The organism is Pseudomonas sp. FW300-N1A1, assembly GCF_058789115.1.
In genome coordinates, this window is record NZ_JBYTBK010000007.1 from 130941 (window position 1) to 145258 (window position 14318).

14 protein-coding genes are annotated in these 14318 nt (G+C 62.7%); 10 read left to right on the forward strand and 4 right to left on the reverse strand.

The features are described from left to right. The first annotated feature begins 127 nt into the window (after positions 1-127). From AC3WQN_RS07960 to AC3WQN_RS08000, 9 genes are read left to right on the forward strand one after another with little or no spacing between them, the layout of a single operon-like run. Positions 128-706: an outer membrane lipoprotein carrier protein LolA gene (locus tag AC3WQN_RS07960; RefSeq protein ID WP_103398875.1), complete on the forward strand. Its 579-nt coding sequence runs from the start codon at positions 128-130 to the stop codon at positions 704-706. Beyond that, positions 690-3026 carry an MMPL family transporter gene (locus AC3WQN_RS07965; RefSeq protein WP_103398874.1) on the forward strand — a complete coding sequence of 779 codons (2337 nt, stop codon included), beginning with the start codon at positions 690-692 and terminating at the stop codon, positions 3024-3026. The genes AC3WQN_RS07960 and AC3WQN_RS07965 overlap by 17 nt, the downstream gene beginning before the upstream one ends. Beyond that, positions 3023-4183, forward strand: coding sequence for a cation:proton antiporter (locus AC3WQN_RS07970; protein WP_103398873.1), 1161 nt, complete (start codon positions 3023-3025; stop codon positions 4181-4183). Before AC3WQN_RS07965 ends, AC3WQN_RS07970 begins: the two co-directional genes overlap by 4 nt. Beyond that, positions 4170-5417 carry an NAD(P)/FAD-dependent oxidoreductase gene (locus AC3WQN_RS07975; RefSeq protein WP_103398872.1) on the forward strand — a complete coding sequence of 416 codons (1248 nt, stop codon included), beginning with the start codon at positions 4170-4172 and terminating at the stop codon, positions 5415-5417. The genes AC3WQN_RS07970 and AC3WQN_RS07975 overlap by 14 nt, the downstream gene beginning before the upstream one ends. A gap of 40 nt (positions 5418-5457) precedes the next feature. Next, positions 5458-5940 (forward strand): hypothetical protein, encoded by a 483-nt coding sequence (locus AC3WQN_RS07980; protein ID WP_103398871.1) that lies wholly within the window; start codon positions 5458-5460, stop codon positions 5938-5940. Next, positions 5937-7133 carry a beta-ketoacyl-[acyl-carrier-protein] synthase family protein gene (locus AC3WQN_RS07985; RefSeq protein WP_103398870.1) on the forward strand — a complete coding sequence of 399 codons (1197 nt, stop codon included), beginning with the start codon at positions 5937-5939 and terminating at the stop codon, positions 7131-7133. Before AC3WQN_RS07980 ends, AC3WQN_RS07985 begins: the two co-directional genes overlap by 4 nt. Beyond that, a complete protein-coding gene (locus tag AC3WQN_RS07990) occupies positions 7130-7594 on the forward strand; it encodes a hotdog family protein (RefSeq protein ID WP_103398869.1) in 465 nt (154 codons plus the stop codon). The genes AC3WQN_RS07985 and AC3WQN_RS07990 overlap by 4 nt, the downstream gene beginning before the upstream one ends. Further along, positions 7587-8315, forward strand: a complete 729-nt coding sequence (gene fabG, locus AC3WQN_RS07995; RefSeq protein ID WP_103398868.1) for a 3-oxoacyl-ACP reductase FabG — start codon at positions 7587-7589, stop codon at positions 8313-8315. Before AC3WQN_RS07990 ends, fabG begins: the two co-directional genes overlap by 8 nt. Then, positions 8315-9541, forward strand: a complete 1227-nt coding sequence (locus tag AC3WQN_RS08000) for a beta-ketoacyl-ACP synthase (protein WP_103398867.1) — start codon at positions 8315-8317, stop codon at positions 9539-9541. Before fabG ends, AC3WQN_RS08000 begins: the two co-directional genes overlap by 1 nt. Positions 9542-9749: 208 nt before the next feature. Here the strand turns inward: AC3WQN_RS08000 and AC3WQN_RS08005 are convergent, their stop codons facing one another. Both AC3WQN_RS08005 and AC3WQN_RS08010 read right to left on the reverse strand, forming a co-directional pair. Continuing rightward, a complete protein-coding gene (locus AC3WQN_RS08005) occupies positions 9750-10133 on the reverse strand; it encodes a type II toxin-antitoxin system PemK/MazF family toxin (RefSeq protein WP_103398866.1) in 384 nt (127 codons plus the stop codon). 97 nt (positions 10134-10230) lie between these two features. Next, complete coding sequence (locus AC3WQN_RS08010) at positions 10231-11133, reverse strand: LysR family transcriptional regulator (protein WP_103398865.1); 903 nt, start codon at positions 11131-11133, stop codon at positions 10231-10233. A 119-nt stretch (positions 11134-11252) separates the two neighbouring features. Between AC3WQN_RS08010 and AC3WQN_RS08015 the strand changes: the two genes are divergently transcribed. Continuing rightward, complete coding sequence (locus AC3WQN_RS08015) at positions 11253-12530, forward strand: MFS transporter (RefSeq protein WP_103398864.1); 1278 nt, start codon at positions 11253-11255, stop codon at positions 12528-12530. A 43-nt stretch (positions 12531-12573) separates the two neighbouring features. On the opposite strand, the gene AC3WQN_RS08020 is transcribed toward AC3WQN_RS08015, so the two are convergent. Both AC3WQN_RS08020 and hemE read right to left on the reverse strand, forming a co-directional pair. After that, the gene (locus tag AC3WQN_RS08020) at positions 12574-12921 is read right to left on the reverse strand and encodes a YgiW/YdeI family stress tolerance OB fold protein (RefSeq protein WP_095144646.1); all 348 of its coding nucleotides are present in this window, start codon (positions 12919-12921) and stop codon (positions 12574-12576) included. A 120-nt stretch (positions 12922-13041) separates the two neighbouring features. Further along, complete coding sequence (hemE, locus tag AC3WQN_RS08025; protein WP_103398863.1) at positions 13042-14109, reverse strand: uroporphyrinogen decarboxylase; 1068 nt, start codon at positions 14107-14109, stop codon at positions 13042-13044. Positions 14110-14318 lie beyond the last annotated feature (209 nt).

Genomic DNA, 14318 nt, shown 5'->3' on the forward strand with positions numbered 1-14318 from the left:
GCGTAGCGCCGGCAAATCTGGCGACTCGATCCCCCCTGGAGAACACCATCGTCTGGGGTTGGGAGCGCTGCGTACTCCAGTGCGAGCAAGCTCCCTCGCCACACGCTGCGGCTACAGGGTCGTGGTGATGCTGGTCGCGTTGTTGGGCTTTTCCTCGTGGGCGCAGGCCTTCGACCTGCAACAGTTGAGCGACCAGTTGGCCAAGCCCGAAGTGATCCACGGCAGTTTCATTCAGGAAAAACACCTGCGCGCCCTGCCGCAGCCGCTGACCAGCACCGGCACCTTTGTGCTGGCCAGGGACCATGGGCTGCTGTGGCTGCTCAAGACACCGCTGCAGCAGGACTACCGCATCGACACCCAGGGGATTGCCCGGCGTGACGGCAGCAGCTGGCAAAGGCTGCCGGGAAAAAGTGCCGGGGCCGAGCAGAACCGTTTGTTCCTCGCCGTGCTGCAAGGTGACAGCAGCGGCTTGCAGCGGGATTTCGAGCTGTCACTGACCGGTGATCCACAGCACTGGAAACTGACCCTGATCCCGCGTTCGATGTTGCTCAAGCAAGTGTTCAATCAGATCAACATCGACGGCGGCGAACTGGTACAGCGCATCGAACTGCTGGAGACCCAGGGCGACAGCACCGTGCTACGCATGCAAGACAGCACCCGCCACCAACCCTTGAGCGATGCGGAACAACATGACTTTGCCAAGTGAACGCAGGCTCCCCTGGCTGTTCCTGATCCTGCTGCTGGCAGTGCTCGCACTCGGCGGTTGGCAATGGCGTGATGGCGCCCCTTTGTCGGCCAACCTGATGGAGCTGGTGCCCGGTACCACGCCAGATGCCCTGGAGCAGCGTGCCGAACAGCGCATGCAAGAACCGTTGAACCGGGAAATACTGGTGCTGGTCGGCCACAAAGACCGAACGCAAGCCATCGCCATGGCCCAACAGCTTGGCAACCAATGGCAGGCCAGCGGCCTGTTCGAAAAGGTCCAGTGGACCCTGCAAGCGGACCTGCCGGCCCTGCGTGCGCAGTTGCTGCAAGGTCGCCTGGCGATGCTGTCGACGGCTGACCGGCAGTTGCTGATCGAACATCCCGATGCATTCATCCAGCAGCGGGTCCAGGCGCTGTTCGATCCCTTCGGCGGCTTCAGCCTGGTGCCCAGCCAGGAGGACTGGCTGGGCCTGACCGGACGTATCCAGAACAGCCAGCCGCAACACGGTGCCGTGCAACTGGACATCGGCAGCGGGGCATTGATCGCCGATGCCGACGGCAAGAGCTGGGTATTGCTGCGGGCGCGCACTACCGGCAATGCCTTCGACATGAACTTGCCACTGCAAGTGGCCGACCTGCTCAAACACAGTCGCGAAGCAGCGGCCAGGGATGACGTGCAGCTACTCGCGGCCAGTGGGTTGCTGTATGCCGCGGCCGGCCAGCAACAAGCCACCCAGGAGATGACCTGGGTCGGGGGTGGCGCCACCCTGGGCATTTTCTTGCTGCTGTTGCTGGCGTTTCGCCGCTGGCGAGTGTTGCTGGCGTTCGTTCCGGTGCTGGTGGGCATGCTGTTTGGCGCGGTGGCCTGCGTGGCCCTGTTCGGCCACATGCATGTGATGACCCTGGTGCTCGGCTCAAGCCTGATAGGCGTGGCGGTGGACTACCCGTTGCACTACCTGTCCAAGAGCTGGCGCCTGAAACCGTGGCACAGCTGGCCAGCCTTGCGCCTGACCCTGCCGGGGCTGACCCTGAGCCTGATCACCAGTTGCATCGGCTACCTGGCCCTGGCCTGGACCCCCTTCCCGGCCCTGACCCAGATTGCCGTGTTCTCCGCCGCCGGACTGCTCGGCGCCTACCTGTCGGCGGTGTGTCTGCTGCCAGCGCTGCTCAAGGGCGTCGACCTGCGTCCGGCCCATTGGCCGCTGCGGGTCTGCGAGGCGCTGCTGAGCCTGCGTGAAGCGTTGCTCCAGCGTTTTCGTACGCCCGTCTTGCTCGGGCTACTGATTGCCTTTTGCATCGGCGGCCTGTTGCAACTCCAGACCCGCAACGATATTCGTCAATGGGTCAGTGCGCCCCAGCAACTGACCGATGAAGCCCAGGCCATTGCCCGCATCACCGGCCATCAACCCACCAGCCAGTTCTTCCTGGTGCGCGCGGCCAACCAGGAACAACTGCTCGAACGCCAAGGCGCCCTGAGCGACCGCCTGGAGCAATTGGTCAACCTGGACAAACTCGATGGCTATCTGGCACTCGATCAACTGAGCGGCTCGGCGAGCGAACAGCAACAGGTGCGCACGGCACTGAACAAACTGCCGCAGTTCTGGCAGCCACTGCTTGAACTGGGGATTCCGGCCGAGGCGCTGCAAGCCGAACTGGCCGCCTTGCAGGCGCTGCCCGTCGAAGACATCGATGCCGCGCTGCGTGGCCCGCTGGCGGAGCCTTATCGCGCCCTGTGGCTGGGCCCGACGGACGAAGGCGTGGCGGCGATCACCAGCCTGCAAGGCCTGAACGATCCCGCCTTGTTGAGAGTGCAGGCCCAGGACTTGCCGGGTGTGGTGCTGGTGGATCGCCTCGGCGAACTGAACACGGTTTTCGCCAAGACCCAAATCAGCGCCGCCGAACTGAAGCTCGCCTCCTGCGTGCTGATCGTGCTGGTGCTGGTGGCGCCATTTGGCTTCGGTGGCGCACTGCGGATCGTCGCCCTGCCGCTGCTGGCGGCCTTGTGCAGCCTGGCCAGCCTCGGCTGGCTGGGACAACCCTTGACCCTGTTCAGCCTATTCGGCTTGCTACTAGTCACGGCGATCAGCGTCGATTACGCCATCCTGATGCGTGAGCAGGTCGGCGGTGCGGCGGTGAGTCTGCTGGGCACCTTGCTGGCGGCCGCCACCACTTGGCTGTCGTTCGGGCTGCTGGCCGTGTCCAGCACCCCGGCAGTGAGCAACTTCGGCTTGTCCGTGAGCCTCGGCCTGGCGTTCAGCTTCATGCTCGCGCCCTGGGCCCGACAGGCCCATGCCGCCCCGGTCACGGAGTCGCTCGTATGATGGTCGCGCTGTTCTGGCTGCTGGCCCTGGCGCTGTTCGCCATCGCCACCCGTGTCGGCCGTCACTTCGGCCTGATTCCGATCGTCAGCCAGTTGCTGCTGGCAACCTTCGGCCTGCCACTTTTAATGTATGGCTGGATCGAACCTGACTGGCAGCTCAGCGGCGCCGACCTGATCGCCCCGACCTGGCTGAAAAATCTCTACAGCCTGGGTTTCGCCTTGCTGCTGGGGCATATCCTCAGCGACGTGATCGACCTGCGGCTGGATCGCCAGAGCCTGAAGATCGCCCTGCCCAGTTTCTGCATCCCTTTCGCCTGCGGCCTGGCCACGGCTGTCTGGCTGCTGCCGGCGCAACCCTGGATCAGTTCACTGGCCGTCGGCCTGTTGTTCGCCATCACCGCGATCCCGGTGCTCTACCTGTACCTGCGCCACATCAACTACCCACTGGATGCGGCCCGGCGCCTGGTACAGACCGCCATCCTCATCGACCTCACCTGTTGGACACTGTTCGCCGTCGCCCAGGGCAGCCTGCACCTGAGCAGCCTGTTGCTGCCACTGGCCGGTGCCTGCCTGCCGCTGGTGCTACGGCTGCTGCGCCTGCGCCAACCGTTGGTGCATAGCGCAGGCTTCTTCCTGCTGCTGGTGGTGGCCGAGCATTACAAGCTCAATGCGCTGATTTTTGGTATTGGCTACCTGCTGTGCATGGCCGCGCTCAAGGTACCGCTGGTACTGCCATTGCCGACGGTGTGGATGAGCCGCCTGCAAACCTGGATCGCCATCCCGCTGATCCTTACGTTCGGTATCGTGCAGATCAACGTGCACAGCGCCCTGGACAGCCTCGGCTGGCTGCAACTGTCGGCGCTGCTAGTGTTTCCGATTGCCAGTAAACTGCTGGGTAACTGGCTGGGACTGGGCTGGGCCGGACGCTCTTTCGAAGGCGCCAGTCGCTGGCGGGAAAGTGTGCTGCTGAACATTCGCGGATTGAGCGAGATCGTCTTCCTCAATCTGCTGCTGCAACAACAACTCATCAGCCCGGCGCTGTACTTCGCGCTGATGCTGATGGGGCTGATCGCCACCCTGCTGCCGGCACTCGTCGGCATGCACCGTACGCCTCTGAAAATCGCCGCCCCGGCCAGGAGTCCTCGTGCCAATCATTGAAATGGAACGTCGTCAGGTAGTGATCATCGGTGCCGGCCCATCCGGCGCCATTGCCGCAGCGCTGCTCAAGCGCAAGGGGCACGATGTGCTGGTGATCGAACGCCAGCATTTTCCCCGGTTCTCCATCGGCGAAAGCCTGCTGTCCCATTGCCTGGATTTCGTCGAGGAAGCCGGCATGCTCGAGGCGGTGAACGCCGCCGGATTCCAGCTCAAGACCGGCGCGGCATTCGCCTGGGGCGAGCGCTACAGTGCGTTCGATTTCGGCGACACCTTCACCCCGGGCAAACCGACCACTTTCCAGGTGCAACGCGCCGATTTCGACAAGCTGCTGGCCGATCAGGCCGCCCTGCAAGGCGTGGAAATCCGCTATGGCGAAACCCTGGTCGACGTTGACATCGAATGCCCCAAGCCGCATCTGAACGTGCAACGCGAGGACGGCAGCCAGTACCTGGTCGAAGCCGACTTCATCCTCGACGCCAGCGGCTACGGCCGGGTGCTGCCACGTCTGCTGGATCTGGAGGCCGCATCGAATTTCCCGGTGCGCCAGGCGGTGTTCACCCACGTCGAGGACCACATCGACTGCCCGACGTTCGAGCGCGAGAAGATCCTCATCACCACCCACCCGACGCAGCGCGACATCTGGTTCTGGACCATCCCCTTCAGCAATGGCCGCTGCTCGGTCGGCGTGGTCGCGGCGGCCGAGCATTTCCAGGGTCGCACCGACAACCTGGACGATTGCCTGCGCGGCTTCATCGCTGAGACACCGAGCCTCGCCCGCGTACTGGAAAACGCCGTGTGGGACACCGAGGCCAGGACCATCGGCGGCTACTCGGCCAACGTCAAGACCCTGCACGGCCCAGGCTTTGCCTTGCTGGGCAACGCTGCCGAGTTCCTGGACCCAGTGTTCTCCTCCGGCGTGACCATCGCCATGCGTTCGGCCAGCATGGCCGCTGGCGTACTGCACCGTCAGTTGCAAGGTGAAGCGGTCGACTGGCAGCGCGAATTTGCCGAGCCGCTCAAGCGCGGGGTCGACACCTTCCGCTGCTATGTCGAGGGTTGGTACAACGGCACCTTCCAGGATGTGATTTTCTATCAGGGCGGCGCCGCGGATATACGTCGCATGATCAGTTCGATCCTCGCCGGCTATGCCTGGGATGAGCGCAATCCGTTCGTCAGTGAGGCCAAGCGTCGACTGAACATGATTTCGAAAATCTGTGCAGGGGACGCCACATGAATGGCCTGGTCGCCCGTAAACCGCTGGCAGGCAGGCGTTGATGATTCGCCTGTTGCTGGTGTGCTGTGCCCTGCTGCTGAGCGCCTGCGCCAGCCAGCCGCCGCTGCCCGAAGCAAACCCGACCCTGCAGTTGCCCCTGCAACTGCACATTGAGCGCGAGGAAAACCAGCAACGCCTGGACTGGCTGCTGGTGATCCAGCGCGAGGATGCAGGTCTTCGCTGGTCAATGATGGATCCCTTGGGAATTCCCCAGGCCCGCCAGCGTCTGATTGACCGACAATGGCAAGCCGATGGGCTGCTGCCGCCCAACCCGCAAGCCCGGGAGCTGTTTGCCGCCTTGCTGTTTGCCCTGACCCCGCCAGGCGAGTTGCACGCCAACTATCCCGCCGCCTGGCAGCATGGCGCGCAACGATCCCTGCCCGCGCGCTGGGAAGTCCGCTATACACAACCCATGAGCTTTGAATTGAAACTGCCAAATGGCCCGACCTATCACGTCACGCCGCTGCACGAGCCCACGCCATGACTGCCTACCTCAACGCCCTCGGGCTGATTTGCAGCCTGGGCCGCACGCAACACGAAGTGGCCGGCAACCTGTTTGCCGGTGACTGCTCGGGCATGCGCGCCGAGGCCGGCTGGGTCCCCCAGCGTTCGCTGCCGGTGGCCGCGGTCAGGGGCGAACTGGCAGCGATCCCGGCTGCACTGGGCCTGCACGCCACCCGCAACAACCAGTTGCTGCTGGAAGCCGCGCTGCAAATTCGCGATGACATCGAGCAGGCGATCCAGACCTATGGCCGTGACCGAATCGGCATCGTTCTGGGCACCAGCACGTCGGGCATCGAGGAAGCCAGCCAGGGCCTGGCCCAGTACCTGCGTGAGCATCAGTTCCCCGCCAGCTATGATTATCGACAGCAAGAGCTCGGGGCCCCGGCCAACTTCCTCGCCGACTGGCTTGAAGTGAGCGGCCCGGCCTATGTGATCTCCACCGCCTGCACCTCCAGCGCCCGCGCGTTGATGAGTGCCCAGCGCCTGCTGGACCTGGGGCTGTGCGACGCGGTGGTGTGCGGCGGCGTCGACAGCTTGTGCAAGCTGACGCTCAACGGTTTCTCGGCACTGGAAGCGGTGTCCGGGCAGCGCTGCAATCCGTTTTCCGTCAACCGCAGTGGTATCAACATCGGCGAAGCGGCAGCGCTGTTCCTGATGAGCAAGCGTACCGGCGACAGCCCGGCCATTGCCCTGCTCGGCGCGGGCGCCAGTTCCGATGCCCACCATATTTCCGCGCCGGAACCCGGCGGCCGCGGTGCCCTGCAAGCCATGAACAAAGCCCTGGCTCGCGCCGGCCTGCAGCCCGGGCAAATCGACTATCTGAACCTGCATGGCACCGCCACCCAACACAACGATGCCATGGAGAGCCTGGCAGTGGCGACCCTGTTTCCGGCCGGCATACCCTGCTCCTCGACCAAGCCGATGACCGGACACACCCTCGGCGCCGCCGGCGCACTGGAAGCGGCGTTCTGCTGGTTGAGCCTGAGCCCGGGCAACCACGAGCATGCCCTGCCCCCCCACGTCTGGGATGGCCAGCCCGACCCCGCATTGCCGCCACTGAAATGGGTGACCCCGGCCGATCGCCTGGCGTCCATTGCACCTCGCTACCTGATGAGCAACTCGTTCGCCTTCGGTGGCAACAACGTCAGCCTGATTATCGGAGACGCCCCATGATTGACTGGCCGATCGCCGAGCTGGTGCCCCACGCCGGGGACATGATCCTCATCGAGCAGATACTGGGGTTCGACGCTGAACAGATTCAAACCCGGCTCACCGTCAGGCCTGACGGGTTGTACAGCCTCCCGGACGGCAGCCTGCCAGCCTGGGTCGGCATCGAGTTGATGGCCCAGAGCGTGGCCGCCTACGCCGGTTGCCATGCCCGTCAACGCGGCAATCCCGTGGAGCTGGGTTTCCTGCTCGGCACCCGCAAGTTCGAATGCAACGTGGAATGCTTCCCGGCGGGCACCGAGCTGACCATTCATGGAACACGCTCGTTGGAAGACGACAACGGCATGGGCATATTCGAATGCCACATCACTGCCCCGGGCATCCACGCCAGCGCCCGGCTGAACGTGTTCCGGCCACCACAGCCAGCTCACTATCTGAATCAACCCAAGGAGTCGAGTGATGACTGAATCCGTACTGGTCACCGGCTCCAGCCGTGGCATTGGCCGCGCTATCGCCCTGCGCCTGGCTCAAGCCGGGCATGACATCGTGTTGCACTGCCGCAGCGGCCTGACCGAAGCCGCCGCCGTGCAGTCCGAGATTCAGGCGCTGGGCCGCAACGCGCGCATTCTGCAGTTCGACGTCTCCGACCGGGCCGCGTGCAAGGCCATCCTTGAAGCCGATGTCGACACCCACGGTGCTTATTACGGGGTGGTGCTCAACGCCGGCCTGACCCGCGACGGTGCCTTTCCCGCCCTGAGCGAAGACGATTGGGATGTGGTGATGCGCACTAACCTCGACGGTTTCTACAATGTGCTGCATCCGGTGATGATGCCGATGATCCGGCGTCGCGCTGCCGGACGGATTGTCTGTATCACCTCGGTTTCCGGGTTGATCGGCAATCGCGGACAGGTCAACTACAGCGCCTCCAAGGCCGGCCTGATCGGCGCGGCAAAAGCATTGGCGATTGAGCTGGGCAAGCGCAAAATCACTGTCAACTGTGTCGCCCCCGGCCTGATCGACACCGCGATGCTCGATGACCACGTGCCGTTGGAAGACCTGATGAAAATGATCCCCGCACAACGCATGGGCACCCCGGAAGAAGTCGCCGGCGCGGTGAACTTCCTGATGTCGGCGGAAGCCTCGTACATCACCCGGCAGGTGCTGGCCGTCAATGGAGGCCTGTGTTGATGAAACGTGTTGTCGTCACCGGCATGGCCGGCATCACGTCCCTGGGCAACGATTGGGCGACCATCTCGGGGCACTTCAGGGCCAACCGCAGTGGCGTCCGCCGCATGGATGAGTGGGATCGTTTTACCGAGCTCAACACGCGCCTGGCCGCACCCATCGATGACTTCAAGGTGCCGGCGCACTGGACCCGCAAACAGTTGCGCAGCATGGGCAGGGTTTCACGCCTGGCCGTGGGCGCGGCTGAGCGCGCGCTGGCCGACGCCGGCCTGCTGGGCGACGAGTCGATCAAGGACGGGCGCATGGGCGTTGCCTGCGGCTCATCCACCGGCAGCACCGACGAGATCAAGGCCTTCGGCAATATGCTGCTCAACTCGGTGGCCGAAGGCCTGAACGCCAACTCCTACGTCCGCATGATGCCCCACACCACCGCGGCCAATATCAGCATCTTCTTCGGCCTCACCGGGCGCTTGATCCCGACGTCCAGTGCCTGCACCAGCGGCAGCCAGGGCATCGGCTACGCCTACGAGGCGATCAAGTTCGGCCGGCTGCCCCTGATGCTCGCCGGCGGTGCCGAAGAGCTGTGTCCGACCGAGGCCATGGTGTTCGACGCGCTCTACGCCACCAGTTTGAAAAATGACACCCCACAATCCAGCCCGCGCCCCTACGACAGCGCCCGCGATGGCCTGGTGATCGGCGAAGGCGGCGGCATGCTGGTGCTTGAAGAGCTTGAGCACGCCCTGGCCCGTGGCGCCCATATCCACGCGGAACTCGTCGGTTTTGGCAGCAACGCCGACGGTCAGCACACCACTCGGCCGGAACAAGCCACCATGCGTCGAGCCATGGAACTGGCGCTGGAAGACGCGGGACTGAAACCTTCCGATATCGGCTACGTCAATGGTCACGGCACCGCCACCGAGCAGGGCGATATCGCCGAAACCCTGGCCACCAGCAGCCTGTTCGGCAACCGCATGCCCATCAGCTCGCAAAAGAGCTTCCTCGGCCACACCCTGGGCGCCTGCGGTGCGCTGGAGTCCTGGTTCAGCATCGAGATGCTCAACAGTGACCAGTACGCCCACACACTCAACCTCGACAACGTCGACCCGCAGTGTGGCGCACTGGACTACCTGCGCGGCGAGTTCAGGCAGATGAGTAACCAGTACGTGATGAACAATAATTTTGCGTTTGGCGGGGTGAATACTTCGCTGGTATTCAAGCGCTGGTCGTAACACCAGAAACGACAAAGGGCGCCTTTCGGCGCCCCTTCACAGACAGATCGGCTTGTCATCACCCTTTACCTGTCTGGCTCTGCGATGGCTGGTTGACCAGGATCCTCAGAGTCTCACAAGCCCCTTGCGGGAACCTGTGCAGTATTGCCCGAAATGGAGTCTCGGACAACTGATAGCAACTCGCCTGCCTGTGCCAAATTCGACAGCATCACAAGCCCAGCGCCCTGCGCACCGCAACTTTGATGGCATAAAACTCATCTGTTTCAAGTTGTGAAATGACGTACACACGCTTTCCTTGGCGATCACGACTCTTGATTCGATCGAGCCTGGAGAGGCTGACTGTCGCGACCATATCGCATTTTGCCCAGCAGGTCGGGCTCGCTCCCTGCAAATGACTGGACAGCTCCAGATGGTGTTCAAGCACACAGTCTGGAGCGGTTGTACTCAGCGGAACAACTGTCACCAACAAGCGGTTGCTCCTGTGCTTTCGTATGACGACAACAGGTCGGACCTTGACCATCTCAGGAACTTCATAACCTCTGAAGTCACATATCAGCACACTGCCTTCCTTGGGTTGATATTGAAGTGGCATCCGTGGCACTCGGCTAAAGAAATCGATTCTGCGCAAGAATAGGGAAAACCACTAAGTTCAATCCATTACTTGAAATGTCCTAAGTGCGACGACTTGCTCACGAATTCACTTCTTCAACCTTGCGCGTTAACAACCCCACAAACGCCTTGGCCATCGGCGATTTCTGGTCCTTGCGCTGCACCAGCCACACCGCCGACATCGCCAGCGGGTCGAGCAAGGGGCGGTAGACCACGCCGTCGATGCGCATCCGCTGGTAGGACGCGGGCAACACCGATACACCCAGACCTGCGGCCACCAGGCCGATGATGGTCATGGCCTCGCCGGCCTCCTGGGCGAAGTGCGGGCTGAACCCGGCGTCCCGTGCCAAGCTCAGCAGTTGCGCGTAAAGGCCGCTGCCGTAGCTGCGCGGGAAGAACACGAACGGCTCATTGGCCAGCGCCGACAGGAACACGCCCTCCTCGCTGCCTACCGACAGCGGGTCCTTGGAGCTGAGCACCGCCACCAGCGGCTCACGTGTCAGCTCGACCACCTCCAGCGAATCCGGCAGCGGCAACGGCCGCATGATTCCGACCTGGATCGACTCATCCACCAGCGCATCGGCGACCTGGGTGCTGCTCATTTCCCGCAGGTTCAGGTGCACGGCCGGGAAGCGCTGGCGAAACGAGAAGATGGCCTGGGGGATGGTCGAGTTGAACGGTGCGGATGAGGTGAAGCCAATCTTCAACTCTCCCAGCTCGCCGAGTTGGGCGCGGCGGGCCACATCGGCGGCTTTGTCGACCTGGGCCAGCACCAGCCGCGCCTCTTCAAGGAACAGCCGACCGGCCTCACTGAGCTCGACCCGACGATTGGTACGCTCGAACAAGCGGGCACCGACTTCCTGCTCCAGCACCTGGATCTGCTGACTCAGGGGAGGCTGGGAGATGCCCAGGACCTGTGCAGCGCGGCCGAAATGCAGTTCTTCGGCGACGGCGATGAAGTAGCGCAGATGACGCAATTCCATGAAAACCCCATTAGGTCGTAAAAGCTCTCAAACAGGTCGAACAATATATTGGATAGAAATATTAGCCACCTATATGATTTTTTCATTGCCCGCCCGGCTGTGCGCTCCCGAGGTCCCCCGTGAAAACTGCTGTCGCTCCACTCGCCCATGAAATACCGCCTGCCGCTCTGGACGATGGGGTCGCCCAACTGAACGAGGTGTACATCGAAAAAGGCACCCCGATGTTCATGCGCACCGTGCTGGCGCTGTTCAGTGGCGGCTTCGCCACCTTCGCCCTGCTCTATTGCGTACAGCCGATGATGCCGCTGTTCTCCCATGAGTTTTCGATCAACGCCGCGCAGAGCAGCCTGATCCTGTCGGTGGCCACCGGGATGCTCGCCATCGGCCTGCTGGTCACCGGCCCCATCTCCGACCGTATCGGCCGCAAGCCGGTGATGGTGGCGGCCCTGTTTGCCGCTGCGCTGTGCACTATCGCCAGCGCCATGATGCCGACCTGGGAGGGGATTCTGCTGATGCGTGCCTTGACCGGCCTGTCCCTGAGCGGGCTGGCGGCGGTGGCCATGACGTACCTGAGCGAAGAGATTCATCCGCAACACATCGGCTTGGCGATGGGCCTGTATATCGGCGGCAACGCCATTGGCGGGATGTGCGGCCGATTGATCGTTGGCGTGCTGATCGACTTCGTCAACTGGCACACGGCGATGCTGGTGATCGGCGGCCTGGCACTGATCGCGGCCGCGGTGTTCTGGAAGATCCTTCCTGAGTCACGCAACTTCCGCTCACGCTCGATGCACCCGCGCAGCCTGCTCGAAGGTTTCACCATGCACTTTCGCGATGCCGGCCTGCCGTTGCTGTTCCTTGAGGCCTTTGTACTGATGGGCGCGTTCGTCACCTTGTTCAACTACATCGGCTATCGCCTGCTGGCCGCGCCGTACCACATGGACCAGGCGTTTGTCGGCCTGCTGTCTGTGGTTTACCTGTCGGGCATCTACAGCTCAGCGAAAATCGGCTCGCTGGCCGACCGGCTGGGGCGGCGCAAAGTGCTCTGGGCAACCATCGTGCTGATGCTCGCCGGCCTGGCCGTGACCATGCTCAACCCGTTGCCGCTGGTGATCATCGGCATGCTGATCTTCACCTTTGGCTTCTTCGGCGCACACTCGGTGGCTAGCAGCTGGATCGGCCGCCGCGCCACCAAAGCCAAGGGCCAGGCCTCGTCGCTGTACCTGTTCAGCTATTACGCCGGCTCCAGCATCGCCGGTACCGCAGGCGGCGTCTTCTGGCACCTGGGTGGCTGGAACGGGATCGGTCTGTTTATCGGCGGATTGCTGCTGGTTGCCTTGTGGGTGGCACTGAAACTGGCGAAGTTGCCGACGCTGGCAGAAAGCGCCAGAGCCTGACGCAAAAAGGGCCGCAGAGCGGCCCTTGGGAAGAAGCGATGTCTCAGTTGATGATCTCCAGCAGATCGACATCGATCTCACGCTTGATCAAGCCCTTCTCCACTTCACCGGTCAGCTTGACCCGGGTCTTGTCGTTGAAGGCGACGGCTGGCAGGTCTTCATTATCGATTTCGACCGTCACGGTGCCTGTGGCGTCCTTGAATTCGTACTTGTCGTCGTTGTTCAGCTTCTTGACCACGAAGCCCTGCAGGACCACCGGGGTGTCGTCAGCGGCATCGTTGGCGGCGGCCACCGTGGTCACCACCTCGGCCCCAGGACCGGTGTAGCCGGCAGCCAAGGCAGCGGTACTGAACAGCGGGGCAATCAGCAGAGCGAGGTAACGAGCTTTCATGGGGATGATTCCGTGTTGATTTCGATGGCCCCAGCATAATCAGGCTCGCTGAATTGAAACTTAATCCGCGCCCATGAAAACGCCCGGCATCGGCCGGGCGTTTTGCTCATCCGTTCACGATTACTCGTGGTACTGCGCCGACAACTCGTGCACCGCGCGCAGGAAGGCGCCAGCGTGTTCCGGGTCGACTTCCGGGGTGATGCCGTGGCCGAGGTTGAACACATGGCCGCTGCCTTTGCCGTAGCTGGCCAGGATGCGCCCGACTTCGGTGCGGATCGCTTCTGGCTTGGCGTAGAGCACGGTAGGGTCCATGTTGCCTTGCAGGGCCACCTTGCTGCCGACGCGGTCACGGGCGCTGCCGATGTCGCAGGTCCAGTCCAGGCCCAATGCATCAGCGCCAGCGTCAGCGATGCTTTCCAGCCACAGGCCACCGTTCTTGGTGAACAGGATCACAGGCACTTTGCGGCCTTCGTGCTCACGGATCAGGCCGCTGACGATTTTGCGCATGTAGGCCAGGGAGAATTCCTGGTATGCCGCCGCCGAGAGGCTGCCGCCCCAGCTGTCGAAGATCTGTACCGCTTGCGCACCGGCCATGATCTGGCCGTTGAGGTAGCTGGTGACCGTCTGCGCGAGCTTGTCCAGCAGCAGGTGCAAGGCTTGCGGGTTGTCGTAGAGCATGGTTTTGGTCTTGCGGTAGTCTTTCGACGAGCCGCCTTCGACCATGTAGGTGGCCAGGGTCCATGGGCTGCCGGCAAAGCCGATCAGCGGCACGCGGCCGTTCAGTTCGCGGCGGATGGTGCTGACCGCGTCCATCACGTAGCCGAGGTCTTTGTGCGGATCAGGAATCGGCAGGGCTTCGATGTCGGCCATCGTGCTGACGACTTTCTTGAAGCGCGGACCTTCGCCGGTCTCGAAGTACAGGCCTTGGCCCATAGCATCGGGGATGGTCAGGATATCGGAGAACAGGATCGCCGCATCCAGCTGTGGATAACGGTCGAGCGGCTGCATCGTGACTTCGCAAGCGAACGATGGGTTCATGCACAGGCTCATGAAGTCGCCGGCCTTGGCACGGCTGGCGCGGTATTCAGGCAGGTAGCGACCGGCCTGACGCATCATCCACACGGGCGTGACGTCTACGGGTTGCTTGAGCAGGGCGCGAAGGAAACGGTCGTTCTTCAGGGCAGTCATGTCGGCATCCGGAAAAAAAGTGCGGGCATTTTCTCAGAGCGCGACGCAAAAGGCACGGTTGCAGGTCAGCCTTTTGTCTATCGGGTCAATTTGTCGCGGTGGAATGCAGTATTTGCCTCACCACAAAGCGACTGTGGGAGATTCTATGTTTGAGGGGAAGCTCCAATAACTGAGTTTGGGTGGTATTCGCTCTGGTTTTTCATCAGGGC

Bases quoted from the DNA above. Each gene is read 5' to 3' on its own strand.
- AC3WQN_RS07960 (WP_103398875.1), top strand. From the start codon at position 128: ATGCTGGTCGCGTTGTTGGGCTTTTCCTCGTGGGCGCAGGCCTTCGAC.
- AC3WQN_RS07965 (WP_103398874.1), top strand. From the start codon at position 690: ATGACTTTGCCAAGTGAACGCAGGCTCCCCTGGCTGTTCCTGATCCTG.
- AC3WQN_RS07970 (WP_103398873.1), top strand. From the start codon at position 3,023: ATGATGGTCGCGCTGTTCTGGCTGCTGGCCCTGGCGCTGTTCGCCATC.
- AC3WQN_RS07980 (WP_103398871.1), top strand. From the start codon at position 5,458: ATGATTCGCCTGTTGCTGGTGTGCTGTGCCCTGCTGCTGAGCGCCTGC.
- AC3WQN_RS07985 (WP_103398870.1), top strand. From the start codon at position 5,937: ATGACTGCCTACCTCAACGCCCTCGGGCTGATTTGCAGCCTGGGCCGC.
- AC3WQN_RS07990 (WP_103398869.1), top strand. From the start codon at position 7,130: ATGATTGACTGGCCGATCGCCGAGCTGGTGCCCCACGCCGGGGACATG.
- fabG (WP_103398868.1), top strand. From the start codon at position 7,587: ATGACTGAATCCGTACTGGTCACCGGCTCCAGCCGTGGCATTGGCCGC.
- AC3WQN_RS08000 (WP_103398867.1), top strand. From the start codon at position 8,315: ATGAAACGTGTTGTCGTCACCGGCATGGCCGGCATCACGTCCCTGGGC.
- AC3WQN_RS08005 (WP_103398866.1), bottom strand. From the start codon at position 10,133: ATGCCACTTCAATATCAACCCAAGGAAGGCAGTGTGCTGATATGTGAC.
- AC3WQN_RS08010 (WP_103398865.1), bottom strand. From the start codon at position 11,133: ATGGAATTGCGTCATCTGCGCTACTTCATCGCCGTCGCCGAAGAACTG.
- AC3WQN_RS08020 (WP_095144646.1), bottom strand. From the start codon at position 12,921: ATGAAAGCTCGTTACCTCGCTCTGCTGATTGCCCCGCTGTTCAGTACC.
- hemE (WP_103398863.1), bottom strand. From the start codon at position 14,109: ATGACTGCCCTGAAGAACGACCGTTTCCTTCGCGCCCTGCTCAAGCAA.